At 40.0% G+C, this 14,874-nt stretch carries 14 protein-coding genes; 4 read left to right on the forward strand and 10 right to left on the reverse strand.

Annotation, left to right across the window (positions count from 1 at the left end; genetic code table 11):
• Genes LMF89_RS08900 through LMF89_RS25765 form a run of 5 tightly spaced genes read right to left on the reverse strand, consistent with a single transcriptional unit; the run spans position 1 to position 1,620 of the window.
• A complete protein-coding gene (locus LMF89_RS08900; protein ID WP_229534737.1) occupies positions 1–609 on the reverse strand; it encodes an ABC transporter permease in 609 nt (202 codons plus the stop codon).
• 20 nt (positions 610–629) lie between these two features.
• The gene (locus tag LMF89_RS08905; protein ID WP_229534738.1) at positions 630–791 is read right to left on the reverse strand and encodes a hypothetical protein; all 162 of its coding nucleotides are present in this window, start codon (positions 789–791) and stop codon (positions 630–632) included.
• Between the two features lie 35 nt (positions 792–826).
• Positions 827–991 (reverse strand): hypothetical protein, encoded by a 165-nt coding sequence (locus tag LMF89_RS08910; protein ID WP_229534739.1) that lies wholly within the window; start codon positions 989–991, stop codon positions 827–829.
• Complete coding sequence (locus tag LMF89_RS25760; RefSeq protein WP_255711127.1) at positions 966–1,340, reverse strand: alkaline phosphatase; 375 nt, start codon at positions 1,338–1,340, stop codon at positions 966–968. Before LMF89_RS25760 ends, LMF89_RS08910 begins: the two co-directional genes overlap by 26 nt.
• Positions 1,312–1,620 (reverse strand): alkaline phosphatase, encoded by a 309-nt coding sequence (locus tag LMF89_RS25765; protein ID WP_255711128.1) that lies wholly within the window; start codon positions 1,618–1,620, stop codon positions 1,312–1,314. Before LMF89_RS25765 ends, LMF89_RS25760 begins: the two co-directional genes overlap by 29 nt.
• A gap of 213 nt (positions 1,621–1,833) precedes the next feature.
• Between LMF89_RS25765 and LMF89_RS08920 the strand changes: the two genes are divergently transcribed.
• The 3 genes from LMF89_RS08920 (at position 1,834) to LMF89_RS08930 (ending at position 4,675) form a co-directional block, all read left to right on the forward strand.
• Complete coding sequence (locus tag LMF89_RS08920; protein WP_229534740.1) at positions 1,834–2,313, forward strand: MurR/RpiR family transcriptional regulator; 480 nt, start codon at positions 1,834–1,836, stop codon at positions 2,311–2,313.
• A complete protein-coding gene (locus tag LMF89_RS08925) occupies positions 2,297–4,036 on the forward strand; it encodes a glycoside hydrolase family 9 protein (RefSeq protein WP_229534741.1) in 1,740 nt (579 codons plus the stop codon). Before LMF89_RS08920 ends, LMF89_RS08925 begins: the two co-directional genes overlap by 17 nt.
• 81 nt (positions 4,037–4,117) lie before the next feature.
• Positions 4,118–4,675 carry a carbohydrate binding domain-containing protein gene (locus tag LMF89_RS08930; RefSeq protein ID WP_229534742.1) on the forward strand — a complete coding sequence of 186 codons (558 nt, stop codon included), beginning with the start codon at positions 4,118–4,120 and terminating at the stop codon, positions 4,673–4,675.
• Positions 4,676–4,784: 109 nt separating this feature from the next.
• On the opposite strand, the gene nadC is transcribed toward LMF89_RS08930, so the two are convergent.
• The 5 genes from nadC to LMF89_RS08955 form a co-directional block, all read right to left on the reverse strand.
• Complete coding sequence (nadC, locus tag LMF89_RS08935; RefSeq protein WP_229534743.1) at positions 4,785–5,615, reverse strand: carboxylating nicotinate-nucleotide diphosphorylase; 831 nt, start codon at positions 5,613–5,615, stop codon at positions 4,785–4,787.
• Positions 5,593–7,203, reverse strand: a complete 1,611-nt coding sequence (gene nadB / locus LMF89_RS08940) for an L-aspartate oxidase (RefSeq protein WP_229534744.1) — start codon at positions 7,201–7,203, stop codon at positions 5,593–5,595. Before nadB ends, nadC begins: the two co-directional genes overlap by 23 nt.
• Entirely contained in the window at positions 7,203–8,108 is a 906-nt protein-coding gene (nadA, locus tag LMF89_RS08945; protein WP_229534745.1) for a quinolinate synthase NadA, read from the reverse strand. The genes nadB and nadA overlap by 1 nt, the downstream gene beginning before the upstream one ends.
• Positions 8,109–8,492: 384 nt before the next feature.
• Positions 8,493–11,075: a RyR domain-containing protein gene (locus LMF89_RS08950; RefSeq protein ID WP_229534746.1), complete on the reverse strand. Its 2,583-nt coding sequence runs from the start codon at positions 11,073–11,075 to the stop codon at positions 8,493–8,495.
• A gap of 284 nt (positions 11,076–11,359) precedes the next feature.
• The gene (locus LMF89_RS08955) at positions 11,360–13,558 is read right to left on the reverse strand and encodes a PRD domain-containing protein (protein WP_229534747.1); all 2,199 of its coding nucleotides are present in this window, start codon (positions 13,556–13,558) and stop codon (positions 11,360–11,362) included.
• 83 nt (positions 13,559–13,641) lie between these two features.
• On the opposite strand from LMF89_RS08955, the gene LMF89_RS08960 reads away from it, so the two are divergent.
• The gene (locus LMF89_RS08960) at positions 13,642–14,484 is read left to right on the forward strand and encodes a serine hydrolase (RefSeq protein ID WP_229534748.1); all 843 of its coding nucleotides are present in this window, start codon (positions 13,642–13,644) and stop codon (positions 14,482–14,484) included.
• Positions 14,485–14,874: the final 390 nt, after the last annotated feature.

Genomic DNA, 14,874 nt, shown 5'->3' on the forward strand with positions numbered 1-14,874 from the left:
TCAGCAGGGCACTTTCAGCCAGGATGACAGAAAAATATCCCTAGCACTGGCTCCTAATGCCCGTAATACAGCCCGGTCCCGAGTACGTCCAAGAGCCGACCAATATACAGACAAGGTCATAATCATTAATCCCATCACAATAATGACATAGGCGATGCTCCTTAGCATCTGTTCCCCCTGCCCTAAAATACTAAATAACTGAACAATAACCTGAGCAGGAAAAATCATCTGGGCTCCCTTTTCCTGCTGAAACTGCTGGTACAGGCGCATCGCTTCACTGTAGCCCTTGGGTTTTACCAGAATGGCAGTGACTTCATGTTCATGCTCATGACTGTCCTCAATAGCATGGTCATGTTCATGACTGTCTTCAATAGCCTCTCCCTCAACCTTAGATTCATGCTTCTCATGGGCTAGCCAGATACTTTCAATCGGAACTAAAACAGCCTGATCATAAGGACCATTCACTGGCTGCAGTATACCCACAACCTGATAGGCATGGTCATGTGTATGGCCTCCAGGTATAAAACCATGAGCTGATTTAAACTCATCTCCTAGCCTTAGCCCTAGCTCCTGAGCAGCTTTTGCTCCGACAACAGCTTCAAATGGCACAGAAAAGGGGCGTCCTGCCGCTAATTGCAGCCATTCCCCTTGATTAACCTTGGGTTGATGGATAAGATATCACTCCCGCTGCCTACTATGGTATATCCTTTATAGTTATCACCAAAGGCCAGTGGAATAGCCGAAGCCACTAGTGGATTCTCTGACAATTTTTCATAAATCTCATGACTCACATTGCCAATGGGCACATCCTTTAAAAAAACCGTATTTAAGACAAGCTGATTTGGGCTGCCTTTGGCCCCGACAATGAGGTCAAAAGGTTCCGTAGCTCTAACCAAGCCAGCATGGCGATAGTAGCAGCTACGATAAGTACAGTCAAGCCACTTTGAACCGGCTTTGCCAGTAAATTACGCCAGGCGATTAGAAGTCGCACTTCCAATCACCTCCTCTGACTGTTTCCTTAGGGAACAAATTCGCTCAAATTGATTCATTATTTGTCTGTCATGAGTAGATACCACTAAGATGCTGCCTGATTCTTTGGCAAACTGCCGCAGCCAGCCAGCATCAGCATAAATGCGAACTGCTTCACGGCCGGTTTTACCGTCTTTTTCATGGTAAGTGCCGGTAATGCTGGCGCCATGAGCATGATCCGCTACGACAATAATCAGCGTATCGCCATTCTTTTTGGCAAACTCTTTAGCAATGCCTACCGCTTTATCCATTTCGATCGTATCATAGGTAGCTCGCTGCCAGTCAGTCCATGGCATGAAGTTGTTTGTCAATCGAAGCGCCTTCTACCATGAGGAAAAAGCCCTTCTGATTCTTACTTAATACGTTAATGGCAGTCTTCGTCATGTCCATAAGAGTAGGCTGATCCGTGTATCCTTGCTCTTTAAATTCTTCTATTATATTGCGCTCATCGCTCCGTTTGGAACCTGGTACACTCTTCGGTAAAAAGTGACGAGAACCGCCGCCTAAAATAACATCCGGCCGATGCAATGGATTCAGCATTTCCTGCGCAATGAAATTCTGTTCACTTCGTTTGCGAGTATGAGCTAACATGTTTGACAGGCTCGGCCCTTGCTCTCATTATGGCACTAAATTAGGTACAAAGGATTAATAATTTGTTAACGTTGTGTTAAAGTATTCCATTTCAATATTTTTGCAAATTAGTGTATTTGAAAGAATGATCCAATAGCTATATCTAGAAAATATTTACAGTAACTGCCTAAATACGATACAATAACTATGTTACTTAAGAATGGAGGTGGATTCATGTTTAATATTGAAGAGATTCAAAGTTTGAATGAGCTTGAATTGTCTTTATATGACTATATCAGCAAAAGTAAAGATAAGGTTATATACATGAGAATTCGAGATCTTGCTAATGAAGCACATGTTTCCACCACCACGATTTTAAGGTTTTGCCGCAAGATGCACTGTGTTGGGTTCTCTGAGTTCAAAGTTAAACTGAAGATATATCTTCAAGATCAAAGACCCAAAAAAATAATTGATGATAAGACTATCTTTTTGGAGTTTATGGATAGGGTTTCAACCCCGATCTTCCAAACGAGTATAAATAAAGCATGCCAAATGATATATAATGCTAGTAATGTGATCTTTGTTGGGATCGGTAGTTCAGGTATATTAGCGTCATATGGCGCACGTTACTTTTCTGCTTTAGATAAATTCTCTGTATATATAGACGATCCATTCTACCCGATTGTCGGGAGAGACCTTGAGACAATATCCTAAAGTTGCGGTTGTTGTAGCAGGCAAGGGTGCAAAAGAGTTTAAAGTAGTCAATACTGCTACTAATGAGATTGTCTATAAAGGAAATTTGTCAGCGCCGCGTATCGATATCTCTTCCAACGATACCGTAAGACAAGCGGATTTCTCGGCAGTAACTACCCCCGGTACCTATATGGTGACAGTAGATGGAATTGGTAGTTCTTATAACTTTAAAATTGCAGATAATGTCTATAATATCCCCTTCATACATACATTGCGGTCTTTTACGCTGGCACGAAGCAATACCCCAATCAATGACCCGATAACCGGTCTAACGAATGCAGCAGGACATGAAAAAGATAAGACTGCAAAAGTATTTTTTACTGACGAAGTCAGCACGACTGGCCAGATTTTGGATGTAAGCGGCGGCTGGTATGATGCAGGTGATTTCGGCAAGTATACCCCGACAGCCGGAGTTACAGTAGCCAATATTTTACTGGCATATGAAGCTCAGCCAGAAAAATTTAATAAAGGTCAAATGTTTTTCCCTGAAAGTCTATCAACTGTAGATACAGCCTCGAATATGCCTGATGTACTAGTAGAAATGAAGGTTGAGCTGGATTGGATGCTAAAAATGCAGCGTCCCGATGGTGGTGTCTATCTTAAAACATCAGGGAAATATTGGCCTGAATTAAAAATTAAACCTGTTGAAGATGTACAGAATCGGTATATCTATGGTCTTTCTACCTATGGTACGGCTATCTTTGGCGCTACTAATGCTATGGCTGCCCGAATCTACGAACAGTATGACCCCCAATATGCAGCGACACTATTGACTTCCGCTCAAAAAGCCTTTGCCTTTCTAGAAAGCCATCCTGAGCCCATCTTTCGCGTTGATGCAAATCAGAACACAGGTTCAGGTCCTTATGACAAAACAAATGAGAACGGACAACGTAGCTGGCTTCAAGCTATAGGAAAAGAGTACTCTAATGTTAAAATGACAGCTGATGCTGATGATCGTATATGGGTTGCTGCAGAATTATTTAAGACAACAGGCAATGCAACATATGAACAATTCTTACAGCAAAAATATTCCGATATACTTACAGTCAAACCTGACGCCTTTTCTTGGATGAATACACTAGCCTTCGGACAATGGGCTTATCTTACCAATAAGCATGCAGATGAAACGTTAAAAATCAAGGTAAAGGAAGCCTTTCTTAGTTACGCGGATGCTACAGTAAAACAAATTGCTGCAGATGGTTATGCTTGTTCCTTACGAAATGATGAATACACCTGGGCATCTAGCCGAATTGCGATAGCAAAGGGCAATATGCTGGTGCTGGCTTATCAGATCGAACCTAAAATAGAGTATTTATATGGCGCAATGGATCAGGTACATTATATATTGGGCAGAAATACTAATGGGACCAGTTACTTAACGGGTGCTGGCACCAAGACACCACAGAACGTGCATAATAGAATCCATGAAAGTACGGGTATTACAGTTCCAGGGCAACTTGTCGGTGGACCGAATAACTGGCCAGGCGGAGATCCGATCCAGGTAAAAGCAATCTCAACCAGTAAGATGCCTCCTGCTAAAGTGTATTTTGATGTAAGCGGCTCTTATTCCACGAACGAATATGCAATTGATTATACTGCACCAGTAACGTATATATTATCTTATTTCTCCAGAATTGATGACAAATTAACGCAAGAAGATCTCAAACTCAAACCTGAGAATTAAGGTGATAGGCAACGCATTAAAGAAGGATCATCTATTGATTCGTTCTTTCGTGTTCTCTATAAAAAGCAAGGAGGAAAAACAATGAGAAAAAATTTAGTATTCACTTTCGTGATGGCATTTCTGGTTAGCATCTTCAGTACTGCTTTTGCCGGGGAAGCTATCACCGTAAAAGGTTCAGGCAGTGCAGACAAAAACTATATTAACTGCTTCGCAGCTCAGAAGCCATTTTCAGACGGAGCATCTGTAATCAAGCCAGTGGTCGACTCCAAAGGTGTATTGACTATAAAGTATGAATTACAAAAAGGCGGCTGGTTAGGAGCGACTTGTGAACAATTCCAAGAAGATTGGTCCAATTTTACTGGCTTACAATTTAATATTGCAGGTGGGACTGGCAACAAAATCAGACTCGAATTATCCGACGGAAATGGTGTTTCATACGAATTCATCTTCGTAGATGATTCCGCGAAGGGCAAGCTAGTTACCGTTCCGTTCAAAGACTTCAAAGTTAGAACTGATTATCAACCGGCTGAAGCAGATACAGATAATCCATTTTCATTAACTCCTGTACGAACTCTAAATATTTCACCTCTCAGCGGTAAAGGCACACTGATCTTCTCTAACATGAAACTCTATAAATAGCTCTAATATAAGAGGCTGTTCTTTGCAGAACAGCCTCTTATATTGTCAGATTTACTTGCCCTCTATAAGGAATTGATTAAATCACTTCAGTATTCTCCAATCCCTATATTTATGATAATCTCATGCTAATGTCAGCTGTCTTTACCGAATGAGTCAGCTCACCGCTTGAAATAATATCCACTCCAGCAGCAGCCAGCTCCGCTATTCTTTCTAAAACCACATTTCCTGAAACCTCAACTAAAGCTTTTCCATCAATCATCTTTACAGCCTGCTCGATCATCTGAATGTTCATATTATCCAGCATAATAATGTCTACACCCACTGATAAAGCTTCTTGCACTTGCTTTAAATCTTCAACTTCTACTTCTATTTTTCTAAAAGACGCACCTTGACTGCGCACACGTTGTACTGCTGTAGAAATACCTCCTGCAGCCTGAATATGATTATCCTTTATTAATACCATAGAGTCCAACCCATAACGGTGATTTTTCCCACCACCAACCGTTACAGCATATTTCTCCAACATACGTAAGCCAGGCGTAGTTTTACGTGTGTCCACGATAACTGCAGGAAAGTCATTTACAGCCTCGACATAACGCCTAGTATGAGTTGCTATCCCTGACATTCGCTGCAGCAAATTAAGAGCAACTCGTTCTCCCGCTAATAAGGAGCGAGTATTTCCTGCTATACTTGCTATTTTCTCTCCTGCCGGAACTGCTGTACCGTCGGCATAATAGGGATTAATCTGAATCTGAGAATCCAGTAAGGCAAAAACTTGTGCAAATACTTGCATTCCTGCTAAAATGAGATTTTGCTTCGCCAGAAGAAATCCTTGGGATATATGGTCCTCAGCGAAAATAGCTTCGCTGGTAATATCGCCAAAGCCGATATCTTCCAATAAAGATCTGCGCAGCAGATCATCTAATGCTAACTTGTTCATGTAAGACACTCCCTTTCCCCCATTGCTGAACCACATGCTTAGAGAAATCAGCATCTTTTTTTTCAGGGTAATCCTCGCGGTAATGTGTCCCTCTGCTCTCACACCTCAGCAACGCTGCTTTTAGTACTAATTCCGCCAACTGACAAGCATTATACCCATGATACCCCTGAATACTACTAACATAAGAACTATCGTTATTCTCTTCTTGCTGCAACTCTATCAGCACCGAACGCATAGAATCACCCTTGCGTACCACTCCTGCTACTCTATCTAAAGTGATTCCTAACTTCTTAGTATCACACCGATGATGCAAGATTGTGCCATCAATCACCGCTTTCCTGCTAATTAGGGAATGGACAGGAAATCCTTGATTAATAGTCTGAGCCACTCTCCGCCCAAAGACAACACCCTCCAGCAATGAATTGCTGGCAAGTCGGTTCGCACCATGCAAACCTGTAGCTGCCACTTCCCCACAGGCAAATAAATATGGCAATGTCGTCTGCCCCCAAAGATTCGTAGCGATACCGCCAATGGTATAGTGAGCTGCTGGTGCTATGGGTATTAAATCCTTTTCCATATAATAACCATTTCCTAGTAATTCCCCATGGATCTGCCGAAAGCGATCCATTAAAAATTCTTTTCCAAGATGCCGAGCATCTAGGAAAACAACCTCTTGCTTAGCAGACTGCAGCTCCGTAACAATGGCGCGAGAAACTTCATCCCGGGGAGCCAGTTCACCGTCCCCATGATACGAAAACATAAATCGTTCCCCTGCTGCATTACGCAGTATGGCTCCTTCCCCTCGAAGCGCTTCTGTTAATAAAAATATTTCCCCTGATAATGTAGCAAAGGACGTTGGATGAAACTGAACAAATTCCATATCCGCAATGGCAGCTCCAGCTCGATATGCCGCAGCAATTCCATCACCATTTGCCGCAATGCTATTGGTAGATCGGGCAAATAAGCCGCTATAGCCACCAGTAGCCATTATAACAGCATGGGCACGAAGTGTTACTAACTTTCCAGAATGTAGAACAATACAACCATAACACTGATCATTCTGCGTCAAAAGATCGACGACAAAACAATGATCAAGCATATTTATATTTTCCAGCATTTGAATTTGTTTTGCCATCGTCTCTGCAATATGTCGCCCTGTTGAATCATAGTAATGTACAATTCGATGGTGCGAATGACCTGCTTCTTTACCCAAATATAGCCCGTCTTCCCCCCGGTTGAAATCAGTACCTAAAGACTGTAAGAAATCTAGTGCATTCGGCGATTCTCTAATCGTGGTCTCCACTGCTGGCTCATGGCATAGGCCTCTGCCTACTCGCATTGTATCAGCAATGTGTTCTTCTAAGCTATCATCAGCCCCTAAAGAAATCGCCATCCCTCCTTGGGCTTTATAAGTACTGCTTTCCTCAAGATGCTCCTTACTAACAAGGGCTACCTTAAGCTTAGGATCTAAAGACAGGGCAACTGTCATGCCTGCAATTCCTGCACCAATGATGATAACATCATAATGCCTGTCATCTAACTCAGCAATATTTATCTTGGGTGATACAATATAGCTTCGTTCTGCCATCACACTACCTCCAACATTCTTTGCAAGGTGAGCTGTGCGCGTAAAGCATATTCTGACTCCACATGAATTTCATATTGCTGATCTTGCAATGCTCGATAGACACTTTCTAGTCTAGTCTTTTTCATATTGGGACATACCAGCCCTGGATGCAGTAAGAAAAATTGTTTATTAGGCATAGTCTCTTTCAGCGTACATACAACTCCCATTTCTGTGCCAATCACAAATGTGCTTTCCTCAGAGAGTTGTGCATAACGAATAATCTCGGATGTACTGCCAACAAAGTCAGCTAAAGCAGCTACTGCCGGATTGCACTCCGGATGAATTAAAATTTTTGCTGTAGGATATAACTCTCGAACCTGATTCACATCCTTGGGTTGTACTTTGGCATGGGTAACACAGTGACCTTTCCAAAGAATTAACTCCTTGTCCGACACTTGCTTGGCAACATAATCACCCAAATTCTCATCGGGAACGAAAATGACCTTTCGATCAGGCAGAGAGGCAACAATTTTAACTGCATTAGCCGAAGTACAGCATATATCACTCTCAGCCTTTACCTCTGCTGATGAATTAATATAGCAGACGACTGGTACACCAGGATGCTGAGATTTTAAAATGCGCAATCCTTGCCCTGTAATCATTTCTGCTAATGGACAGCCAGCATCCTTTTCTGGTAATAATACGATTTTTGTTGGTGATACTATTTTGGCTGTTTCCGCCATAAAGCGAACACCACAAAATACAATTACATCATGTTGGCTATTGGCTGCCAATTTACTTAAATAAAAAGAATCTCCGACATAGTCTGCAACCTTTTGCACCTCTTCTAATTGATAATTATGTGCTAAAATCACCGCATTACGTTCTTGTTTCAAACGCTGAATCTCCCTTGTTAACTCCAGCAATATTTTCACTCCCCTTATTCCCTAATTTATAATCTTCCTTCTGTACTTCTTTCCATATTAAAGCTAGATTCATCCTTACTATACCTACTATTTACTCAGTGACTGAATTTCAGGTAAAATCAGTCAGTCGTCCAGTTTAAGTCTTCTTCATCTCATTGTAATCTATCGTCTTCATTTATGTCAATACAGGTGTAAAGACACTAATGCAAAAAAAAGATATCTAGATACTCTAAAAAAAAGCCCCATACATCTAGAATCGTTTCTAATCGATTTTAAATGCATGGGGGCTTTTGAATTGTATCTTATTAAATAAAAGGTATATGATATTGGAAGTCTATAAGCAAATTTCTCTATGCAGTAAAATATACTATTTATCTTACAGATTTACATTTCCGTCTCACAATCACATAAAAATTTAAGTCGTTCCATCTTAAAATTTGCATTTGCCAAGATTTCCGGCCAAATCGTTACCATTTGGTAAATTTTATATTGATTCTCCTTAGGCAGGCTGTTCCAATTGACAAGGGTTGGATCTGTTTTTTTCGTCTTGTCTTTCACATTTCCCTTTTTCCAGCCAGCCCCTTTACGATAGCGGCACCAATGAGTATGTTCATATGCAACAAGCATATCCAATTCTCTTTGTGTAAACTCTACAATAGGCGGAGTTTCTTTTACAGAAATAACATCATAGTTAATCATCAGCAAAGCATTGGGAATATTTCTTGCCTGATTGCGAGCAGATTCTTTAAGTTCTTCGTCAAGATCTTCCCACTTTTTTAGTAATTCAGAATCTACATTTGTATTATGCTTATTGAGTTCTCTATATTTTTCATGAATGGCAATTGCTAGACTTTCAATTTTCTCACTAAAAAAAGTGTCATGCATCAAGTGGCGTAGAAATTCCTCTTCATCAACATGTAATTTCAGCTGCTCTTGGGACGGCAAGTATGATTGTTCCCATTTTTTTGCATTGGTGAGCAGACTCATTTCCAGTATGGCTTCCATAGACCTTGATTCATGTTTATATCTTGGAATTTTAAGCATTGCCCGCAATACTCCATTATCAATTTGGGCTTCGCCTTTATCTTTGATAAGGTGAGGTACTTTTCTCTCTAACAGGGCACGCAGCAACATCGCCCGGCGAATAATGAACAATTGATCGGTATGCTGATTGGTCTGATTGGGCCCCAATATATTGACATAACCTCTTAAGCGGCTTAAGAAATCCGGCCCCTTTGCCCCTTTGAAATCTAGCAAAAAGCGTTTACGTTCCTGTTCATCTTCAATGTCTTCGCCACAAAAGTCTTGCAGGGTACTGCTTGTGCCGCCAGCAAATACAAAGATCGCTTTACCAATCGAATGAAGAGAGTCCCCTTCCCTAAACACACCATCCTGCATAGGTGCTAAAAAGTATTTTAGCCAACCCAGTTTTTCTCCAAAAGGAGAATCAAATTCATCAAAAAATACGAGGGGAAGCTTTCCTTCCAAACACACATCTCTTACCTTGTGAAAGGCATTAATTAACTCTAGGGGAGTACTTAGTTGGGATAGATTAAAATTCAGTTTCTTAATGAGCCTAGGTGCAATACTGGAGGCGATTTCTGTTACGCCAAAGGACTTTCCTGACCCGGGAGTTCCAAAGACTGCCATACACAACGGACGAGGCGCATTGGCTGTAGAAATATACTCCGTCATTAGGTTCTTAATACTCCTGTAACTTTCGATTTCTCCCCTATCCACAGTTTGTAAATTTCCAAACTGGGCAATCGGTATAAATTTAAGCGCATGTTGTACACCATTTTTGACAATGTTATATGCAATTTCCGCCAAGTTGGTTGAGCTGTTATCTTTGAGTATATACCAGCAAGATTGGCAGCTGACATTGTCTGCAAGCCGTATGACTACATCTTGTACATGTTCTTTATAAATAAAGTCATGTTCGCCTTCTAAGAAGATGTCAGGATTAGGAAAGGGAGCAACTCCGATATTTTTACCGAACCCTTCGATAAAGTATTTCTGGGCAGCAACAATTCCTTCCCGTATCCCTTCACCTATTGATGCCGCTAGATCTTCGCTATTCTCATGTCCCATAACAATACTGCGCGCAATTCCAGATACAAAGCATGAAGTAAAACCAGACATTTTTCCTTGACTATCCGTAATAAATTCTCCTTCAAACTCGTAAGGCAAAAAATATAAACACGATTCAGGTACACCCTCATTTTTATAATAAATGGCACCTTCGAGCCCAAAAAGAACGACAAGGTGACGACATTGCGTCAGAAAAGCAAGGTTTGGACTATTGTTAATCTGCCACACGAAATCCTGTGCAGTCCTTTCCCAGGAAAGGCTTCTGCTAATGTTAACCCCTTTTGAGCGTAAATCATCACTATTGATAATAACGATCGTTTTATCCATATGATTCTTCTCGAGATTTTTCCAAAGAAGAGTTGTATTGATAGGATTACTCATTTTATATAAAATAATTGGTGTCTTATCAGACATTTTTAAGGCTAGTGGCCAAAATTCTTCATTCGAATGATATCCGTTATTTTCATCATCAATGATAACCATCTCAGCATTTGCGTCATCATTTGCAATTGGCAGCAATTTAGGTACGCCAGAAACCGGTCCTGCAAAACCAAGGAGACGTTTTACTCTGTACACTTTATCATTATTCTTTTTATTACCAAACATAGGAAACAGTTCTACTTCTGCCATTGCTCTAAGATATTCCTTTGATGCAATCGATTCAAGATCTTGTATGTGAGGAGATAATACACAAGATCCTGTTGCTAACGTTACTAACTTTGCTAATAACAGTGCTTCGCCTGGCATTAAAACACTATGTACGTTTAAACTATTTTGCCAATTCAGCCCTTTATTATTTTGAGGATCTGTGGTCCAATAAAGAGAGTTTATGCATATATCTCCAGATATAACAATTTTAAAATTATTACATTGCATAGTCAATTACTCCTTGCAAGGTTATTTTTCTACCCTTAGCAGGGCACAAATAGCGTATAGAAGGACTTATACATCCGATAAACACATTATATGTTAATTATTATAGAGTATCCACTTATTTCGCTTACATAAAAGACACTATTTGCTCACAATCAGCAAATAGTGTCTTTTATCGTATACGATATAATTCATGTCCAAATCACATACGCAGCATTCAACATCCATATCTTTTCTTCCTTCAAACATGCTTCAGGTTTTACTTATTCTTCTTACCGCTTATAATGCTATTTATTTCTAACAGGAAGTGTACTTAGAAAATAGCAGGTTTCAGAATCAGGCACTTCTACCCTCAGACTGATTGCAGCATAATCTACGATACTTTTTAATTGCTGAAAATCTGTCTGTCTCTCGCTTTTAATCTGTTCACTCCAATCCGGAGGCTGCAATGCTTCACCAGCATGAATACGGTCAAACATGCAGGCAGCATGCAAATAAATACGGACAATGGCATCTTGTGATATTTTTCCATTGAAAAAGTAATGTTCAATTTTTTCAACTAACTCTTCACAACAAACTTTGACTTGATCTACCGGTAATGTCTTTACAAATTTATTAAGTTGTCCAGCAACTAATGCATATGCCTCGCCCTTTGCATATTCATCTAGACTTATCTGATTTTCTTCTATTAAGTCCAACTTTAGCAAGGCACAGATACGATTAATGCCATCTTGTGAAAATAATTCACTGACATGAACAAAAGGTATCGCTTCTAACCTTGGATCAATACTGCCAATAGCAATTCGCAGATTCTCTCCAACCTCTGCAGCCATCCCTTGTATGTCACTCATGGCCCCCGCCGTAATAAAATTCATATTGTGAGTTTCCGGAATATTGTCAAGCAATATTTCTTTAATTTTTTTGGCTACTCCTTCACCGCTAGAGCAAGTAACTAAAATAATTCCTTTACCGTCTTTGCCATCAACTTTAGACTGTCTTTTCTGCCTTAAGGTCAAAGTATATTCATCATATGAGGTATAAATATTAGATACTGCCTGCTCTAGATTATCATCGGTTGTTAATACTCTCCTTCCCGCTTCCAAGACCAATGCAGTAGTAACATTGGGAATAATTCTTAGGGGAACACGAGTCGCTTTGGCAAGCATATTCTCCATTGTAACTAAGAAACCCATGTCCACCAGAATAATAACTCCACGACCTTCATTGGCCTTTAATACAACCTCTTGTAATTCTTCCACCGTTTTTGCATTACTTTTATTTAAGGGAATATCATAGGATTTCACGTGATCTGTACCTAATAAATTATTGGCTACTTCCGCCATATTTTGCGCAGTTCCCCGACCATGAGCCACAATAATCAAACCGATTCTGGATGTGGCGATATCATCAGAGCCATGAATTAAAAACATGGCAATAAAACCAATCTCATCAGGAGACATCGTGATACCGAGCTTTCTTGTTAAAACAGCAGCATTATCCTGTACTATGCTGTATGCCTGCCCATGCTCTGCTTTGATGGCTTTAAGATTGGGATTATAAACGACGCGCCCTGATACAACCCGTTCCTTAAATTGCTGCAAGTGCAGTGCTAATGCGACTAATGTCTTTCTTCCGTATTTCCGATTCATCTTACCTGCTGCATCATTTAAAAGCAAATTTGCAGCTTCCCAGAAATTTTGTTGAATAATACTGATTGGCATATCGGAATGTTCAGGCTTGAAAAATGCCTGGACAACTGATTCAAAATATTTTTCTAAATCTTTTCCAACCTGATGTTCAACATCTTCATCCGACATTCGCATCTGCCGATGACTGGCAATTTTCTTATCAATAAAACTGTAAAGGTCAATGGGCAAATCATAATTATTGGATAAGTTTTGAGTTAAAGGCTGCCCTCCAGGTTCAACAGCAAGACCATCCTTAAAGAGTTTATTAATGGAAGCATCAATCACCTCTTGATGTCTGACCATGGAAAATATCCTTTGTGGTATCACATTCGTATCAATGGTTAGCTTATCCACTGCTGACGCCAAATAAGATAAATAGCTTCTTGCACAACATAACTGCAAATCATTGCGCAATTCACCAATATTAGCTGGACAATTATAATAAGTAAAGGTACGTAAGGCTTCCCCTGAAATCCAGATTGGCAAATCTAAACGTATGGCCTCTTGTTTTACAAAAAGAACAATTAAAGCAATTCTTTCTTTTACGGGTCTTTCGCTAATTCTAGGCAAGGTAATTTGTACTGGTATACGACGCCGAAATGTCATCAACAATGAACTGGAAATGTCCTCAGAAGTTGCACAGATCAGCATTACTTGCGCTTTTCGCTCTTCTCGACTCTCACCAAGCCTCCGATAGATTCCTTTGTCCACTAATGTAAAGAGTAGTTCCTGCCCCGCTGGAGGAAGCCTATGTATCTCAATGTCACCATTAACAACCATTGCCAGTATATTTTTCACTTTAACGGAGGATACTCCCCTATAGTAGTACTCTTCAAATTCTTAAATATAAAGAAATATTTTACATTCTAGGAGTTGACAAAATGAACAAGGCAATATTGATGCTTTTTTCCATGGTATTACTATTTTCGCTCAGTGCCTGTGGTACTTTAAACGCTCCTCAGGAAAAACCAGAGGTAGGAACACCGCCGCCGATTGCCAGCCAGCCATTACCTGAACAAGAATCTTTGCAGCTTATTAACGAATTGAAACAGTTTAATGGCCAAATCGGTCTATATGCACGAAACCTTAAAACAAATCAAACGCTTCAATTTAATCAAAATATAATCTTTCCCACAGCATCCACCCATAAATTAGTCGTTGCAATTGCCATCTATAAATATCTATATCCAAATGCTTCAGTTAGCGAAAAGCAACACTATGATGAGAATATAAAACAAATGATGATCGTTAGCGATAATCCTGCTTTTTATGAACTTTTGGATATTATCGAAGCAAAGCAACCGGATGCACTTACTCGTGTGCTAACCGACCTAAATCTTGTCAATACTAGAATCCATAGCCGTGAGGCTTTCAAGGAATATGGATATCACAGTGTTACAACCCCTTATGAAATGTCGCTAGTTTTTGAAACAATCTATAATGAGACCTATCTTGGAAAAGAATTCTCATCCATTTTAAAAGAAGAGTTGAGCAATACCATCTTCCAAGAAGAAATTCCCAGATTCCTGCAAGGCAAAAAAGTGCTGCACAAGGTTGGGGAGCTGCCGGGAGTCCAATGTGATGTAGGTATTATTGACGACGGACAGAATGTGGTTTTAATCAGTCTTTATACTACAACTAAGCAGCCGCTGCCTTATGCCAGTAATTTTCTTGCTGATATTTCGGCTAAAATTTATAATGCACTAAAGTCCTCAAATCCTTAAGATTCTCTTTTGGCAACCCAGCAGCATAACTATAAATGCTTGACGGATCCATTAGGTATTCCAATCCTGGTTGACGATCCTGGTGTTGTGGCGGAAAAGAGATCGGCTGATCTTTACATTTTTGAAATTTATTGTAATAGGGATATTGTGGATACATAAAATTTCTCCTTATTATAATTTTTATAATATTTTATTCCATCTATTAACTTTATTTAACTCATCGCAATTACAAAAAAAAACACAACCAGCTAGTGGTTGCGCTTCATATAGAAAATTATTCAGATTTATTTGCTAGAATTGGTGGAGCAGCCTTTTTTTCTGCCTTTTTCTTCTTTTTTTCCTTGTTCTTTGGGCTTTTGTCTCCCATATCGAACATCTCCTTTTCTATCG

The organism is Pelosinus baikalensis (assembly GCF_020819555.1).
GTDB classification, from domain to species: domain Bacteria; phylum Bacillota; class Negativicutes; order DSM-13327; family DSM-13327; genus Pelosinus; species Pelosinus baikalensis.

Coding starts and splice junctions, on each gene's coding strand:
- LMF89_RS25765 (WP_255711128.1), bottom strand. CDS start 1,620: ATGTTAGCTCATACTCGCAAACGAAGTGAACAGAATTTCATTGCGCAG.
- LMF89_RS08920 (WP_229534740.1), top strand. CDS start 1,834: ATGTTTAATATTGAAGAGATTCAAAGTTTGAATGAGCTTGAATTGTCT.
- LMF89_RS08930 (WP_229534742.1), top strand. CDS start 4,118: ATGAGAAAAAATTTAGTATTCACTTTCGTGATGGCATTTCTGGTTAGC.
- nadC (WP_229534743.1), bottom strand. CDS start 5,615: ATGAACAAGTTAGCATTAGATGATCTGCTGCGCAGATCTTTATTGGAA.
- nadB (WP_229534744.1), bottom strand. CDS start 7,203: ATGGCAGAACGAAGCTATATTGTATCACCCAAGATAAATATTGCTGAG.
- LMF89_RS08950 (WP_229534746.1), bottom strand. CDS start 11,075: ATGCAATGTAATAATTTTAAAATTGTTATATCTGGAGATATATGCATA.
- LMF89_RS08960 (WP_229534748.1), top strand. CDS start 13,642: ATGAACAAGGCAATATTGATGCTTTTTTCCATGGTATTACTATTTTCG.